14 protein-coding genes are annotated in these 15,453 nt (G+C 43.2%); 8 read left to right on the forward strand and 6 right to left on the reverse strand.

Going from position 1 to position 15,453, the window contains the following annotated elements; all coding sequences use genetic code 11:
- Window positions 1–141: 141 nt before the first annotated feature.
- From CWD77_RS11145 to CWD77_RS11160, 4 genes are all read right to left on the reverse strand, one after another.
- Window positions 142–2,343, reverse strand: a complete 2,202-nt coding sequence (locus tag CWD77_RS11145) for a DUF349 domain-containing protein (RefSeq protein ID WP_240596783.1) — start codon at window positions 2,341–2,343, stop codon at window positions 142–144.
- A gap of 182 nt (window positions 2,344–2,525) precedes the next feature.
- Complete coding sequence (locus tag CWD77_RS11150; RefSeq protein ID WP_101073648.1) at window positions 2,526–3,347, reverse strand: mechanosensitive ion channel family protein; 822 nt, start codon at window positions 3,345–3,347, stop codon at window positions 2,526–2,528.
- A 159-nt stretch (window positions 3,348–3,506) separates the two neighbouring features.
- Entirely contained in the window at window positions 3,507–4,010 is a 504-nt protein-coding gene (locus tag CWD77_RS11155; RefSeq protein WP_276307523.1) for a Dps family protein, read from the reverse strand.
- Window positions 4,011–4,142: 132 nt separating this feature from the next.
- The gene (locus CWD77_RS11160; protein WP_101073649.1) at window positions 4,143–4,493 is read right to left on the reverse strand and encodes a hypothetical protein; all 351 of its coding nucleotides are present in this window, start codon (window positions 4,491–4,493) and stop codon (window positions 4,143–4,145) included.
- 111 nt (window positions 4,494–4,604) lie between these two features.
- Between CWD77_RS11160 and CWD77_RS11165 the strand changes: the two genes are divergently transcribed.
- On the forward strand, window positions 4,605–6,833 hold the full coding sequence (locus CWD77_RS11165; protein ID WP_101073650.1) for a S46 family peptidase: 2,229 nt from the start codon (window positions 4,605–4,607) through the stop codon (window positions 6,831–6,833).
- Here CWD77_RS11165 and CWD77_RS11170 read toward each other — a convergent pair.
- Entirely contained in the window at window positions 6,830–7,327 is a 498-nt protein-coding gene (locus tag CWD77_RS11170) for a SixA phosphatase family protein (RefSeq protein WP_101073651.1), read from the reverse strand. The two genes, CWD77_RS11165 and CWD77_RS11170, sit on opposite strands and share 4 nt — an antisense overlap.
- An 80-nt stretch (window positions 7,328–7,407) precedes the next feature.
- Complete coding sequence (locus CWD77_RS11175; RefSeq protein WP_101073652.1) at window positions 7,408–8,709, reverse strand: MATE family efflux transporter; 1,302 nt, start codon at window positions 8,707–8,709, stop codon at window positions 7,408–7,410.
- Between the two features lie 72 nt (window positions 8,710–8,781).
- Between CWD77_RS11175 and CWD77_RS11180 the strand changes: the two genes are divergently transcribed.
- The 7 genes from CWD77_RS11180 (at window position 8,782) to topA (ending at window position 15,340) form a co-directional block, all read left to right on the forward strand.
- Window positions 8,782–9,447, forward strand: a complete 666-nt coding sequence (locus CWD77_RS11180; RefSeq protein ID WP_101073653.1) for a class I SAM-dependent methyltransferase — start codon at window positions 8,782–8,784, stop codon at window positions 9,445–9,447.
- A gap of 126 nt (window positions 9,448–9,573) precedes the next feature.
- Window positions 9,574–10,050 (forward strand): hypothetical protein, encoded by a 477-nt coding sequence (locus tag CWD77_RS11185; RefSeq protein ID WP_101073654.1) that lies wholly within the window; start codon window positions 9,574–9,576, stop codon window positions 10,048–10,050.
- Window position 10,051: 1 nt separating this feature from the next.
- On the forward strand, window positions 10,052–10,939 hold the full coding sequence (locus CWD77_RS11190) for a hypothetical protein (protein WP_101073655.1): 888 nt from the start codon (window positions 10,052–10,054) through the stop codon (window positions 10,937–10,939).
- Window positions 10,936–11,490 (forward strand): 16S rRNA (guanine(966)-N(2))-methyltransferase RsmD, encoded by a 555-nt coding sequence (gene rsmD / locus CWD77_RS11195; protein WP_101073656.1) that lies wholly within the window; start codon window positions 10,936–10,938, stop codon window positions 11,488–11,490. Before CWD77_RS11190 ends, rsmD begins: the two co-directional genes overlap by 4 nt.
- 101 nt (window positions 11,491–11,591) lie before the next feature.
- Entirely contained in the window at window positions 11,592–12,098 is a 507-nt protein-coding gene (gene coaD / locus CWD77_RS11200) for a pantetheine-phosphate adenylyltransferase (RefSeq protein WP_240596785.1), read from the forward strand.
- A gap of 153 nt (window positions 12,099–12,251) precedes the next feature.
- Window positions 12,252–12,725, forward strand: coding sequence for a peroxiredoxin (locus tag CWD77_RS11205; protein WP_101073657.1), 474 nt, complete (start codon window positions 12,252–12,254; stop codon window positions 12,723–12,725).
- A 17-nt stretch (window positions 12,726–12,742) separates the two neighbouring features.
- Entirely contained in the window at window positions 12,743–15,340 is a 2,598-nt protein-coding gene (gene topA, locus CWD77_RS11210; protein ID WP_240596788.1) for a type I DNA topoisomerase, read from the forward strand.
- Window positions 15,341–15,453: the final 113 nt, after the last annotated feature.

A 15,453-nucleotide genomic window follows, 5' to 3' on the forward strand; every position in this document is an offset into this window, starting at 1 on the left:
CCCTAAGGTTTCCTTCGGCAGATTTACTTGCAAGGACGTGAGCGATATTTGAGTATAGATTCTTCAGGATATACTAAGAGTATTCAGACTTGGTTTACATAAGAGAACAGCTCTAAAAGTATATGATATTTTTATCAGGTACTATGAATCTTTTTTAATCTGGTCGACCTCTTTCTCCAGATCAGCAAGCTTATCTTCTTTCTTCTCGAGCTCATTTTCGGCTTTATTGATCTTCTCTTTAACCTCATCCAGCAAACTGCTCGAGCCTCCTGAAGGCTTAAAATAACTTAATGACTCTTTCATTTGAAGAACTTCGCCGGTAAGCTTACCCACGTCTTTTCTAAGCTTATTAATTTCGTTCTGCTTCTTGCGAATATCAGCAATATCATCGGCTGAAAAGTTTTCTACATTTTCACGGCCTACCACATCAACTGCAGCTTTTGCAGCTCTGAAGCGATCGTAAATAACATCACAGGTTTCGCGATACTCTTTCCAAAGGCGATTTTTATGCTTGATTGGCACATATCCCGCTTTTTTAAACTCTTCCTGAAGTGGTTTCGCCTTTTCAACAGCATCTATAGGATCGTCATGAGATTTTAACTCCGCAAGTTTCTCCAGAACCTCTTCTTTCTCTTTCAGGTTGTCTTTTCTCTCTTCCTTCACTTCTTTAAAGTGGTCTCGGCGCCTGTCATAAAAATGATCCATCGCCCCTTTAAACTTCTTCCAGATCTTGCCGGATTTCTTCTTGGGTACAGGACCGATCTCCTTCCATTTTTTCATCAAATCCTGAAGTGCTTTATGGGTTGCTTCCCAATCTTCAGAATCTTTCAGCTCGTTTGCCTTATCAACGATTTTCAGCTTCTCTTCGTAGTTCTCCTCTTCCTGTTCTCTTAGCAGATCCAGGTTTTCAGATTTCTTATCATTGAATGCATCCGTTGCCGCTTTGAAACGATCCCACATCTCATTTTCATCCTTCTGCGGGAGGTTGCCTACTTTTTTCCAGCGGCGGTGCAGTTTATTTACACGGCGAGCTGCATCTGCAAGATCATCCGCATCGAGCAGAGCTTCAGCTTCATCAATCAGTTTCTTCTTCTTAGACAGGAACTTCTCAATTTCATTTCTGTACTTCTTGTCGTGCTTAAAGCGCATAGAGTGGAATGTATCCTGCGCGCTGTGATATCTACCCCATACTTCACGATTCTTATCGGAAGGTACACGGCCGATTTTCCTGAACTGCTTGGTCAGTTCATCAAATTTCTTCTCCTGCTCAGGCCAGTCGGCAGATTCATTCAGACCGCTTACAAAAGCTTCCATTTTTTCGAGGATCACCAATTTACCGGTTAAATTATCCTCTTCCTTCTGCTTCTGTTTTACAAGGCGGTCTACCTTATGCTCATCAAATGTGCTGAGAAGGGATTCAAATTTGGTTTCCAGCTTTTCAGCCTCATCTGCCGGAATGGGCTTAACATGCTCCCAGCGCCCTTTTATTCTACCTACATCTTTGGTGTGGCTCCACTTTTTCTCATCTACAATCTCTTTCAGCTGATTCAGCAGATCTTTCTTCTTCTCCAGATTTTCAAGTCGAATACGCTTCTGTTCTTCGTAATGAGCCTGTTTCTTCTCTTCAAACTGCTCGCGAAGCTGATCAATTTTATCCTTAATGGGCTTGATGTCTGCATCTTCAGGGTCAGGACCTTCGCCCCAGGAGTTGTCAATATTGTCAAACTCCATCGATACGTATGCCCAATCCGTCATATCCATCAACTCTTCTGCTTTTTTCTCAAGCTCTTTGTAAAAAGTCAACGGATCGTCCTCGTCTGAAGCGTCTTCAGTTTCAGCAGCTGTTTCTTCATCTTCTGCTTTCACTTCTTTAACCTCATCCACTTCACTCTGCTCCAAAGATTCGGCCTCTTCACTTGAATCCTCTTCATCTTGATCTTGATCCACCTGATTTTCCTCTTCTGCTGTGGATACAGCTTCTTTCAGCTCTTCATAACGATCTTTTGCAGACTGCACCAAATTATCAAAATCACCAACTGCTTCTGCTCCTTTGATTTCATCAATCAATTCGGTCAGCTTTTCATCAGCTTTATCGGGACTCTCTTTAACGGTCTCCTCGGCACTTTCCAGAAATGTATTCACCTTCTGCTCCAGATTGGAAAATGCTTTTTCAAAAGCTTCCACTTGTGCTTCAACCGATTCAGGATCAACTGTGCCCAGTGTTCTCTCTTCGAAAAGGTTTGTTTTTTTCAGTTTCACATCCCCCTCATCCGTCACATAGACAAAATCATTTTCAAAAAGATGTTTATTATCAGCGGGTTGGGTATTCTTAGAATCAGTCAAAACAGATTGGATCTTTAAATTGCAAAATTACGGCCCTAAGCCTTCTTATGTAGCTTTATAGTTTAAACAAGTTTCAATATGGAAGCAACCACCAATTATACTCTGGGAGCCCCTTAACACGTTTTTCAAAAAAAAGACCCCGGGGTTGCCGGAGCCTTGTAAACATTTGAGAAATATCACGTTTAGTTCTCTTTGAAGAGATGTACATCCGTTTGAGGGAATGGGAAGCTGACATCATTCTTATCAAACTCCTCTTTCACCTTCTTGGTCACATCAAAACGAAGAGGCCAGACGTTTGCATTTTCCACCCAGGGACGCGCTATAATATCTACAGAACTATCTCCTAAATTACTAACTGCTATCTGTGGTGCAGGATCTTTCAATACGCGCTCGTCCGCATCCAAAACTTTCTTAATGATCTCCATCGCTTTATCCATGTCATCGCTGTAATCGATACCGAATACCATATCTACACGTCGTTTTTCAAACTTTGACATGTTCTGTATTTCAGTTCCCCAAACATTTGAGTTTGGCATGGAGATTCCAATATTATCAAACGAGTGCATTTCAGTTGTGAACAACCCGATAGAATCCACCACACCCGTTGTGCCTCCAATATTTACGGCATCGCCAACTTTAAACGGACGTAAAATCAGAAGCATTACGCCTGCGGCTACGTTACTGAGTGTACCCTGCAACGCCAGACCGACAGCCAATGCAGAAGCACCAAGAACTGCTACAATACTTGTAGTCTCAATTCCAAATTGTCCCAATACTGCCAGTATTGTTATGACCAGAATCAAAATCTTTATGGTCTGACCAAGTATGGGGACGAGAGTATCATCAATCCCTTTTGATGCAGATGCTTTAGCTACAACTTTTCTTTTTCCCCAACCGGCTAGCCACCAGCCAAGCATCAGTATTACAATTGCACCAACTACACTTAAACCGTGCTCAACAATCATTGGTGTTAGCTCTTCAAATTGTCCTTCAAGATTTTCCATCTTCTATTCGTATTTTTCAATTAATGTTTATTGCAGAGAGAGAAGCATTAATAAAAGTCCCCACTATTAAATAACAACCGCTTACATCTTGTATACCCAATAGTTTAAATAAAAAAATCCGGCTCTGCATGTGCAAAGCCGGATTTTTAAAGTTTCAGATTATTCCAGATGGCTCCTTAGCATCCAGGCCGTTTTGGAATGAACATCTAATCGCTCCGTAATCAGATCGATTGTAGCTTCATCGCCGGCCTCTTCACAAGCAGGCAGCACTTCCCGAGCTGTTCTTAATATCGTTTCATTATCAAGAGCCAGTTGTCTCACCATCTGTAGAGCATCCGGTTGATCGGTATCCTCTTCTATGGATGTGATCTCAGAAAATTCCCGAAATGATCCGGGAGCAGGATACCCGATTGATCGAATTCTTTCAGCTATTTCGTCGATGGCTTCAGCCAACTCTGTGTACTGCTCTTCGAACATTCCATGAAGAGAATGAAAGAGCTGCCCGGTCACATTCCAATGGTAATTGTGGGTTTTCAGGTACACCATATAGCTGTCGGCCAATACTCTTGAAAGCCCCTCAGCTATTTTCTTTCTGTGTTCGTCAGAAATTCCAATATTGATGTCCATCTTGTCTGTTCCGTTAACTGTTTTGATATCAGGCATAATACTTCTCCGATAGATTCAAATTTTCATTATTTATTTAAATGACAAATCTGAACCTGATATCATTCCATATAAAACAGTACGTTAATCGACCCTCCGAGACCCTAAGGGAATGGAGGTTAGCGAGTTGAATCAGGCGTCGATCTGATGGACTTCCTTAAGAATGGCTTTGGCATTTTTGTCTTTCCCCTGCATTACACGATGCTGGAGGTTGGTGATAATTTCCGATTCCGCTCTCTCGTAGGCCATCTCCTTAGCCTCTTTTTCCGTTCCGGTTCTCAGAAGATCATAGATATCATCAGCACGTACAATGCTATAGATATTATCTTCATTGAAGGCATGAGAGCGAAGATCTTCAAACTTTTGAAAAAGTGCCGGAAACTCATTGTTATCGTCAGCCCGGTCAACAACTTCAACATCCTCAGGGCCTTCAGCACTTAATGGTGTTTTGCAGAGATAGTAAAATTTTTGCTTATAGATCATCTGATTGTCTGATATCTTTTTATTTTAAGCGAATATACAACAATTGTATCAAAGTTCTGACTAAGTATAGCTATTGCAACACGTCAGAATCAACCAACGTTTTTCGGGGATATGAAATCTATTTTATTCGGGTGTATCATTTCGTGTTTCATCCTGTTCACGGCCTGCAGCACTCACCAAACCGTTACTGAATCTGATCCTTTCCCTCCCTCATCTCCCGATCATTCGGGAATGTGGTTGATGCCTCAGTTACAGGGTGAACTTTATGAATTACTTAACGAGCGGGGACTTACATTAACCGAAGATGAAATTTATAGCAATACCGAACCTTCACTTCATCGCGCAATAACACGCATTAATATCGGAAATGAAGGGGGAGGCACCGGATCTTTTGTCTCAGATCAAGGACTCATACTTACCAACCATCATGTAGCTTACGATGCCATCACTTCGGCAAGCTCAACCGATCACAACTACCTCATTAACGGATTTTACGCTCAAACAGCCAAAGATGAGATTCCTGTTCCCGGCTACACCGTGCATATCCCCCTCGAACAAATTGATATTACGAACGAAATCACTTCCCGGCTGGACTCTGAACTGACGTATCAGGAGGAAGCTGAACAAATTGAAGTCATAAAACAGCAGCTTATTGAAGAGTACACCACTGATGATGCGGATATTACAGCAGAAATTGACGATATCTGGAGCGGTAACCGGTATATTCTTTCATCCTATCAAATCATCCGGGATGTTCGCTTGGTATATGCGCCGGAAGAAGCGATCGGTAAATTTGGCGGTGATATCGACAATTGGATGTGGCCGCGACATACCGGGGATTTTACTTTTCTGCGGGCTTATGTATCTCAGGATGGTACCGCACAAGAGTACCAGCCTCAAAATGTACCATATCAACCGGACTACACGCTTCCTATTAAAAACGGGCTATTGAATCCCGGCGATTTCACTATGACTCTCGGGTTTCCTGGCACCACCTATCGCCAGGAGAGCAGTTACGCATTCGATTTTTACGAACATCGGCAGTTTCCTGTTTTGGAAAAAGCGTTCCGTGCTTATCTGAACGGGTTGGAATCAGTCTCTTCACCTCAGGACGGTAATACTGAAGTAGCTGCAGAAAAAGCATCCATTGCGAATACCTTAAAGTATTACAATGGAATCAGAGAAGGGTTTGAAAAACACAATATCACTCAACAAAAGAGCCAATTTGATGACCGGTTTTATGAATGGGTCAAATCCGATTCCCTACGAAACCTAAAATATGGGCGAGTGTTGCAGCAATTAGAACAAAGCTATTCCATTGCCGGACAAACTGGAGATGTTCTCTACCTGAGTTTCTACGCTCTTCAATTTAGTAAAATACTCCAGGCAGCCTCCCTTTTTGATGAAATCTATTCAACCTCCCCAGATGATGAAGTTCAGCAATCTGATGAGGAGAAGCTTATGATGTATGATTTTTTCAGGCAGCTTCACCAGGCTTACAATCCGGATTCAGAACGGATCATTTTGAGAGATCTGCTCTTTGCTTTTGCAGAACTCCCGGAAGACAGAAGACCCCTCATCTACTACAGGTTTTTTGATGGAGCAGCTACGGATGAACTTCAACATGAACTGCAGCAGTTTATAGACCGGCAATTTAGCACTTCAGTTTTAACAGACACTTCAGCTGCCAGGGATTTGATTTTTTCAGAATACAATCCTTCTGAGCAGTCCCGGCCCGATAGCCTCTACCTCATTGCCAATGACATTCACGAAATGTTTGAACAGAGCAGAGAGAATTACGTTCGTCACTTTCGATATCTGCTGCCTGCACAAAAACGGTATGTTGAGGGGGTTCAGGAGATGAATCCGGAAAATCTTCATCATGCCGATGCCAATTTTACACTGCGTTTAAGCGCCGGCGAAATTATGGGTTACAAGCCGGAAGATGGTGTTTATAATCTGCCTTTCACAACACTCAGCGGTATGTTTGCCAAAAACCGTGACGAATTTCCATTTTCAGTTCCCGAAAAATTAACAACATATTCTGCAAATCAGGCAGACTTTTCAGGCTACGAAAATTACGATGGGGATTTGATGCTTAATTTTCTTTCAACCAACGATATCACAGGCGGGAATTCCGGAAGCCCCGTTTTAAACAGACACGGAGAGTTGATCGGTTTAGCTTTTGATGGAAATATCGAAGGGATTGTCAGTGATTACTTTTTTATTCCTCAACTTAGCAGAACATTGAGTGTAGACATCCGGTTCATCCTATTTATGATGGATGAAATTGATAACACAGACCGGCTGCTTGATGAACTCAGAATTATATCCGACTAAATCTCCTTGGGCGACACAATCCAAAGCAATTTACAACTGCTCTGCCGGATGTCGTTCCAGGATTCGGCACTCGTTTCAAAACAGGCCAGGGCTGAAGTTGGAACATGATGTGTAAAAGATTGCTTAGAGAGTGCACTCATAACTTCAGCCGTCATCGGATTGTGGCCAATGGTCATGACAACTTCACTTTTTGCATCTGCTGACCTGATGGCATTTAAATAAGCCATCGGCTCTCCATGGTAGAGCTCTTCATCCCAGTTGATTCTCTCAACATTGAATCCAACCTCCTTTGCCACGGCCTGAGCTGTTTGTTGGGCCCGTTTTGCCGTAGAGCTAAATATTTGCCCTGGGATGATCCCCAGTTCCTTTAGATAAGCCCCCATTCTTGGTGCATCTTTCATTCCCCTTGAATTCAATGGCCGATCAAAATCGCGTAGTTTTTCATCGCTCCAGGAGGATTTCGCGTGTCTCATCATCAAGATTTTCTTTTTCATTCTTATCTCCTTTTATCTCTATATCAGTTATACTAAGATGCTGTTTTGCAAGCTCATCCACAATATTTCGTTTAAAATAATTATGGAATTTTATTCAAAATTCTACCCGGGAGGTAGAACATTAGCGCGGCTCCTCTCACAATCATAAACAGGAGCATAGCCAGCCACAATCCATGAATTAAAATGAGTTCTGTTCCAATATAGTAGGCAGGCAAAAAGAATAGAAAAGTAGCTGCAAGCATTGTATTTCGCATCGGTCCTGTTTCCGTAGCCCCAATAAAAACACCATCCAGAATATAACAGAAACTGGAAACAAGCGGTGCCATCACTGTCCAGAAGAGAACAACTTTTGCGAGTTCAATCACCTCTGCATTGTTGGTAAAGATTCTTAAAATAGCATCACCGAACACACCGTAGGCAATTGTCCCAATCATCCCCAAAACCAATCCCCATCCAAGGTTGTAGTAAACGGCCTTTCGAAGTCCCTCCTGATCGCGCCGCCCTTTGTACTTCCCAACCAGACTTTCTGCGGCGTAAGCAAAACCGTCAATTCCGTACGATGCAACCATCCAAAGCTGAAGCAGAATTGTATTGGCAGCCAAAACCAAGTCACCTTGCTTGGCCGACATTGCTGTAAAAAACGAGAAGGTGAAAATCAGGCAAAGCGTACGGATAAAAATATCCCGGTTTACCGAAAAATATCTCTTCAGTTCATCCGGATTAAACAGCTCTGTTCTGATAAAATGAGACAGGTATCGCTTGTACCGTTTCACATAAAGGTAAACAGCCAGGCCGAGGGCCAGGTAAGTAGAAATCAAGGTTCCATACGCCACACCGTCTACATGCATATCCAAGACCTGGATAAAAAAGATGTTGAGAACAATGTTCAGCAGATTATGAACAATCGTCACAATCATCGGGTATTTGGCGTTTTGCATCCCGAGGAACCAACCATTCAGTCCGTAAAGTGCTAAAACAGCCGGCGCCGTGTAGATCCGAATATCGAAGTAGACCTTTGTAAAATTCGCAACTTCGCTGCTGCTATCGATAACCCACAAACTGAACAGCGCAATGGGTGACTGCAACAGGATGATCAGCAGCCCCATCGACCAGGCAATGAGCTGCACCCTGGCCAGTATCATCATCATACCCTGCCGGTTGCGTCCGCCATACTCTTGCGCCGTTAATCCGGTAGTCCCCATTCTCAAAAAGCCAAATCCCCAGAACAAAAAATTAAAAATCATGCCCCCTACCGCCAGCGCTCCTAAATAGTACACCTGATCTAAGTGACCGACCAGCGCTGTATCCACCACACCGAGCAGCGGAACCGAAAGGTTGCTGATGATATTGGGAATGGCCAGTTTAAGTATATTCTTGTTCAAGAAAAGATGGTTACATTGGCGGCGGAATAAGCGTCAAAACTATCGTAAAATTTCTAAGAAAGAAAACCTGATATGGAATTGAGTTATTGGGAAAGCCGATGGAGAAAAAATAAAATCGGATTTCACATGCCGGACGGATATCTCGCACTTGAAAAACATCTGAAAACGCTGACCTTTCCTCAAGATGGCACAGTTCTGGTACCTCTTTGTGGGAAAAGCGTAGATTTGATCACGCTCTCAAAATATTTCGGGAAAGTGATGGGGGTTGAGTTTTCGGAGAAAGCTATCCTGGAATTTTTTCGCGAACAGAATCTGGAGTATTCGGTATCAACTTTCGCAAATTTCAAAATATATACTTCGGGAATATTTGAGCTCTGGTGCGGTGATTTCATGAAACTGCCGGCGCACAAAATCAAACCTGTAGATCTTATTTACGACAAGGCTGCACTCGTTGCTCTGCCTGAAAACAGAAGAGGCGGGTACATGGAAAAACTGTTAAGTCTCACCTCAGATCATACCGATATTCTGCTTCATCACTTCATTTATGCTCAGAATGAAATGCCGGGTCCGCCGTTTAGTGTTCCCGATGATGAGCTAATGCACTATATAGGCTCTGATTACCAAACTAAAATCCTGGAAGAGAACAGAATTGACATAAATCGGTTCAAAAAATTCCAAAAACGGGGTCTGAAGAGCGGACTAATGGAAAGATTTATTCTTTTTACATCTAAAAGTTGAAGAAAACCTTCAATATTTGTTAAGATTAGCCTTTATTCGAGTAAGAAGGTTGCATATCAAATTACCTGCAATTATTTTCTGATTCGCATTTACATTCCCATATCGTAAACCAACATATTTTCTCACATGGATTTATACACGCGCAACAAGATTTTAACAGTCGTTCTCGGTATTCTTATCGTAGCCCTGTCATATTTTCTGTACCGGTCTATCGTTGACCCTTACCAGGAAGTTATTGAAGAAAGAGAAATGGTAGAACGTGAACGACACCGTATGGAGTTGGTTCGCGATGTTTTAGTACAGTATCGAAATAGAAGAGGAAATTTCCCTCCAACTGATGGCGGACTTGACAGTCTTGTTCAGTTCCTGAAAACTGATGAATTCATTGTTGAACGAGCTGATTCTCTCTTCACATTTATGCCCCCCAGCACGTACAGTGCCGACTCTTTGGTTTTCTCTCCAAGACCTCCGCACAATAAGTTTGAGTATACCCTGAACGATACGATCCGACCACGGCTCTATCTTCTTGAAAATCCGGGCACGGATGATAAGATTGGCGACCTACAGCGAACTACGTTGCTGAACGCGCCTAACTGGAATTAATATGGCAATTGGTGGTTCTTGTCTCGGGGTTTCATATGCCGACAATCATTTGTTCTACTCGGTTAATGACCCCGAAAAAAAGGACCATCTGAACCATATTGGCAGCATCGATTTTAATTTCGATGTACAGCAAGCCATTATTACGGGGAGCGAAAATGGGTTTCCCGCTATAAAAAGCTCTCTCGAAAATCTAAAAGAGAAATTCAACTGCTCTACAGTTAAAATTCTCTCCCCCGCAACAGAAGAGTGCTGGACCATTGTTCCCCGCTCTGTGTATGAAGATTCCTCCGAACGCGAGGCACACATCTCCCTGCTTATGCACGGTGTTCAACGCAGCCAGGTTGAAACCACATGGATTCCAGTAAGCAATGCCGATTACAAACTGCTCCTGCTCAGAAACACAGAAACAATGCAGGGGTTTAATTACCTTCTGGGCGAATTTACAGATTCAGAATACGTTGCTGAGTTTGAAATAGGCGCCGATTGGCAGACACACAGCCGTGCCAGCGGCTCTTTTATGAAAGTTTATTGCCAAAAAAACTATATCTCTGCGGCTTCATTTATTTTGGGAAAACTGAGGGGTTGTACATTTATCCGGCATGAAAATGCGGCCGACCTGCCCTATCTCTGGAATATGTATGCCGATAAACTGAGTTGGATGAATGGGCTGCACGACACGATTTATGTATATGGCCAACACAGCCACTCAGTAATTGAATCACTCAGTACGTTTTGGGACGATTCCGGACCCGTTCAAGTGATGAACTCACTTCAGGCAATGCATGTTGATGCGGATGAAAAAACGTATGGGTTTAAGCTGGAAAGTGCTTACCCCGCTATTATGATGAGTTTGAATAAAGACGCTGAAATTGAAGACCCGACGTCATGAGAATTATTACAGGCAAACTGAAAGGGCGAAACATTCCGGTCCCAAATACAGACCTGTTGCGCCCCACTACTGACCGTACCAAAGAGGGAATCTTTGCCGTCATTGATGCACGAACCTATTTTGATAATACCCGTGTACTCGATCTTTTTGCTGGTAGCGGAAACCTGGGTTTTGAAGCTATTTCCAGAGGGGCTTCCTCCGTTTTGTTTGTAGACCAGGAAATTGATCATATCAAACAGATTGAAAAAACTGCAAACCTGTTTGGTGTCGAAAATCAGATCAGTACACTAAAGCTCGAAATTGAAAACTTTCTGGAAAAAACAGAGTACGGCTCATTCGATTTCATCTTTGCCGATCCACCTTACGATTACTTCTGGATGACAGAAATGATCGGTCAGGTTATGGAAGGATCGCTTCTAAAGGATGACGGTTGGTTTATCCTGGAACACGATAAACGGCACGATTTTTCTGACCACCCACAATGCCGGTTTTCAAAAGCGTATGGCCGAACCATTGCATCCATATTTCGCCATACGGACGAAGGATTTTAACTCACCATAATCCGAGTTCACTTCCCGTATTATCATATTTACATTCCAGGGATTGGTGTATCAATTTGAATATCTATACTTTATTCAGAAATCTACACTTAATGAATCACTCTCAAATGGAACGTATTGCACTCTACCCCGGATCGTTTGATCCCTGGACAAACGGCCACCTCGATATCCTGAGCCGAGCCGTTAAAATGTTTGATAAGATTATTGTTACTGTTGCGGTCAACAATAAAAAAAATGCAGTCTTCACCGGAGAGGAGAGAATTGAGTTAATCAGAGAGTCGATTCAAGATTATGACTGGTCAGATCAGGTAGAGATCATTCAATTTACGGGACTGCTGATTGATCTGGCCCGAAAGAAAGATGTCAATGTATTGCTGCGCGGAGTTCGGCAGATTTCAGATTTTGAATATGAATTCAGAATGGCTTTAGCCAACCGGCGCCTTGCCCCGGAGGTTGATACGGTCTTTCTGATGCCGGATGAACAACTCACCTTTATCTCTGCCACCATCGTTAAAGAGATCGCTGCCTGGAATGGCGATTTAAACAGTTTTGTCCCTGATAATGTGGCAAAAGCCCTACGGGAAAAATACAACAGTTAAACCCTGACGCGCCCCTTCTCAGAAACCGTTTGCCACGTGCATCAATTAATGTGTATTATAAAAGTCTGTCATTATTTGAGTGCAGTTTTGAGAACGAAATGCAAACTGTTTGGAGTTATATCAACCAAACATTAACAAAAAATAGCAGCATAGATGATTTCAAAAGGAGAAAAAATTGATACGGATTTTACGTTAAACGTTGTTGAAAACGGCAAGGAGAAAGAAGTTCAATTCTCAAATTTATTGACTCGCCCAACCATCGTTTCTGTTTACATGCGTAACAATACCAGTGGTTGCGACAAACAGAACAGGAGCCTTGCAGAACACGCAGATGAATTTGACAAGAAAGGATTCAATCTTGTTGCATTGAGTAAAGACACCTGTGGTTCGCATAAAAATTACGCCGAAAAACTCGACATCAACTACACACTGGCATCCGATCCTGATTTTAAATTTGCCAATGCAACAGATTCCATTGTAGAGAAGAAGATGTACGGGAAAACATTTGACGCACCTTCTCGTTCTGCCTTTATCATCGATACGGATGGAACTGTACTTGGAGTTATCGAAAAAATCAATACCAAAGCACATGCCGAAGAGTTATTTGAGCTGATTGAAACGCTTTAAATAGAACCGGCATCCTTATGAAACCGATGGAAACTGCATCGGTAAACCTGAAGATAGATTACCACATGAAATCGTTAGTAATAGTAGAGTCCCCTACAAAAACAAAGACAATTAAGAAGTATCTGCCTAAAGGTTATGTGGTGGATTCTTCCATGGGGCATATCCGCGACCTCCCCTCATCCGCAAAAGAGATACCGGCCAAGTATAAAAAAGAGGAGTGGTCAAATCTTGGCATTAATGTAGACGACCGTTATGACCCACTCTACGTGGTTCCCGCCGGAAAGAAAAAGATTGTTACAAAGCTGAAAAAAGAGCTGAAAGATGCCGATGAGCTGATACTCGCAACGGATGAAGACCGGGAAGGTGAAGCAATTTCATGGCACCTGACCGAGCTGTTAAAACCAACAGTTCCGGTAAAACGGATGGTGTTTCGAGAGATTACAAAGGAAGCTATTCAAAATGCACTCGAAAACTTTCGGGATATCGACATGAACCTGGTTCATGCTCAGGAAACACGCCGTATTCTGGATCGACTTGCCGGTTATACCATCTCTCCGCTGCTGTGGAAGAAAATTGCTCCCGGACTTTCTGCAGGACGTGTTCAGTCTGTTGCCGTTGAGTTCCTGGTTTCCCGCGAGCGGGAACGGATGAAATTCAGAAGTGCTACCTATTTCGACCTGAAAGCACAGCTCTCTAAAGAAGGTGATAAAAAGAATAAATTTTCAGGTGATCTCACTCACCTGAATGGCAAGCGCCTGGCCAGCGGTAAAGATTTTGATGAGAATACCGGCAAACTGAAAAAGCCGGACAGTGTAGTTCTTTTAGAAAAAGAGGATTCTGAAAACCTTCGGGACCTTCTCAATGAGGCTGCCTGGTCTGTTACGGATATTGATGTAAAAACTCAGAAGCGAAATCCCGCTCCTCCATTCATTACCTCAACGCTTCAGCAGGAAGCAAACCGGAAGTTTGGATTTTCGGCCCGAGATACGATGAGTATCGCACAAAAACTGTACGAAAACGGTTTGATTACCTACATGCGTACAGACTCCATGAACCTTTCCGGTCAGGCAATTAATGCCGCACGGAATGAGGTTGAAAAACAGTATGGGGAAGAGTATCTGTTTAAGCGTGTCCGGAATTACGGGAAATCGAAAGGAGCTCAGGAAGCCCACGAGGCTATTCGTCCGGCCGGCTCAAGTTTCGTTCATCCGGAAAAGGCCAAGCTAAGCGGACGCCAGTTTAAACTCTACGATTTGATCTGGAAACGTACCATTGCGACTCAGATGGCGGAAGCAAAACTGGAGTTTACCAACGTAACCATTACGGCTAAAAAAGACGATACAGAAGCTGATTTCCGTTCAGGCGGTAAAAAGATTCTATTCCCCGGTTATTTCCGTGCCTATGTGGAGGGAAGTGACGATCCGGATGCTGCGCTCGAAAACCAGGAAATTTTTCTGCCCGACATGAAGGAAGGTGAAGGAATTGATCTGCATGATCTGGAATCCATTTCTCACGAAACAAAACCACCTGCACGCTTTACTGAGGCTACTCTTGTCAAAGAGCTTGAAAAGAGAGGCGTAGGACGCCCCAGTACGTACGCTACAATTATCAGCACCATTCAGGATCGCGGTTATGCTCAGAAAGCAGGGAAAACCCTGGTCCCGACGTACACCGCATTTGCTGTAACTGAGCTTCTTGAAAAACACTTCCCTGAAATTGTAGACAGTGACTTTACCTCATCGCTTGAAGATAAGCTGGATCAAATTGCCAAAGGCAAATACGACCCGGTAAAATATTTGGATGACTACTACAAAGGTGAAAACGGACTAAAGGAGAAAGTCGATCAGCGTGAAGATAAAATTGACCCGCAGGAAGCCAGATTACTGGACCTGCCTATTGAAGGGTTAAACGGAATGCAGGTTCATGTGGGTCGTTACGGTCCCTATGTAAAGGGAGAGATTGACGGTGAAGAAGTGACGACTTCACTTCCGGTTGATCTGGATCCGGGAGAGCTCTCTGCTGATAAAATCAGAGAGTTGATCAAGGCTGAAAAAGAGGGGCCTAAATCGCTTGGAAACCACCCGGGTACCGGAGAGCCCGTGTTTGTGCTTTCGGGCCGTTACGGGCCTTATGTGCAGCTCGGAGAGGTAACAGAAGAGAACAAGAAGCCTAAACGAGTATCCCTTCTGAAGGGAATGAAACCGGATGACGTTGATTTTGATCTGGCCGTCTCACTACTGGAACTCCCTCGAACTTTGGGTGAACACCCTGAAACCGGCAAAGTTGTAAAAGCCGGAGTAGGCAGATACGGACCTTATGTATTGCACGACGGTACATTCAAATCCTTGAAAAAAGATGACAATGTCCTGACGGTTGATCTCGACCGGGCCGTTCAATTGCTTAAAGAGAAGAGCAAGGGAAGCCGGGGAAGTTCAACTATTGCAGAGCTTGGAAACCATCCTGAAACGGACAAGCCGGTAAAAGTAATGACCGGACGATACGGTCCCTACCTGAAATATGGCAAGAAAAACGTGTCGCTTCCCAAAGGAACAGAACCCGAAAAAGTATCGATGGGAGATGCAGTTCGCTTAATTGAAGAAAAAGGGAAGAAGTAATTTTTTGCATTTAACCTGAAGAAAAGCCCAACAGTACTGTTGGGCTTTTTTTTCTGTACAGGAGTTTCAGAAGGCGCACTAAATACTCCATCTTGAGATTTATCACATTTCCT

The sequence above is a fragment of the Rhodohalobacter barkolensis genome (assembly GCF_002834295.1).
In the GTDB taxonomy this organism is placed as follows: domain Bacteria; phylum Bacteroidota; class Rhodothermia; order Balneolales; family Balneolaceae; genus Rhodohalobacter; species Rhodohalobacter barkolensis.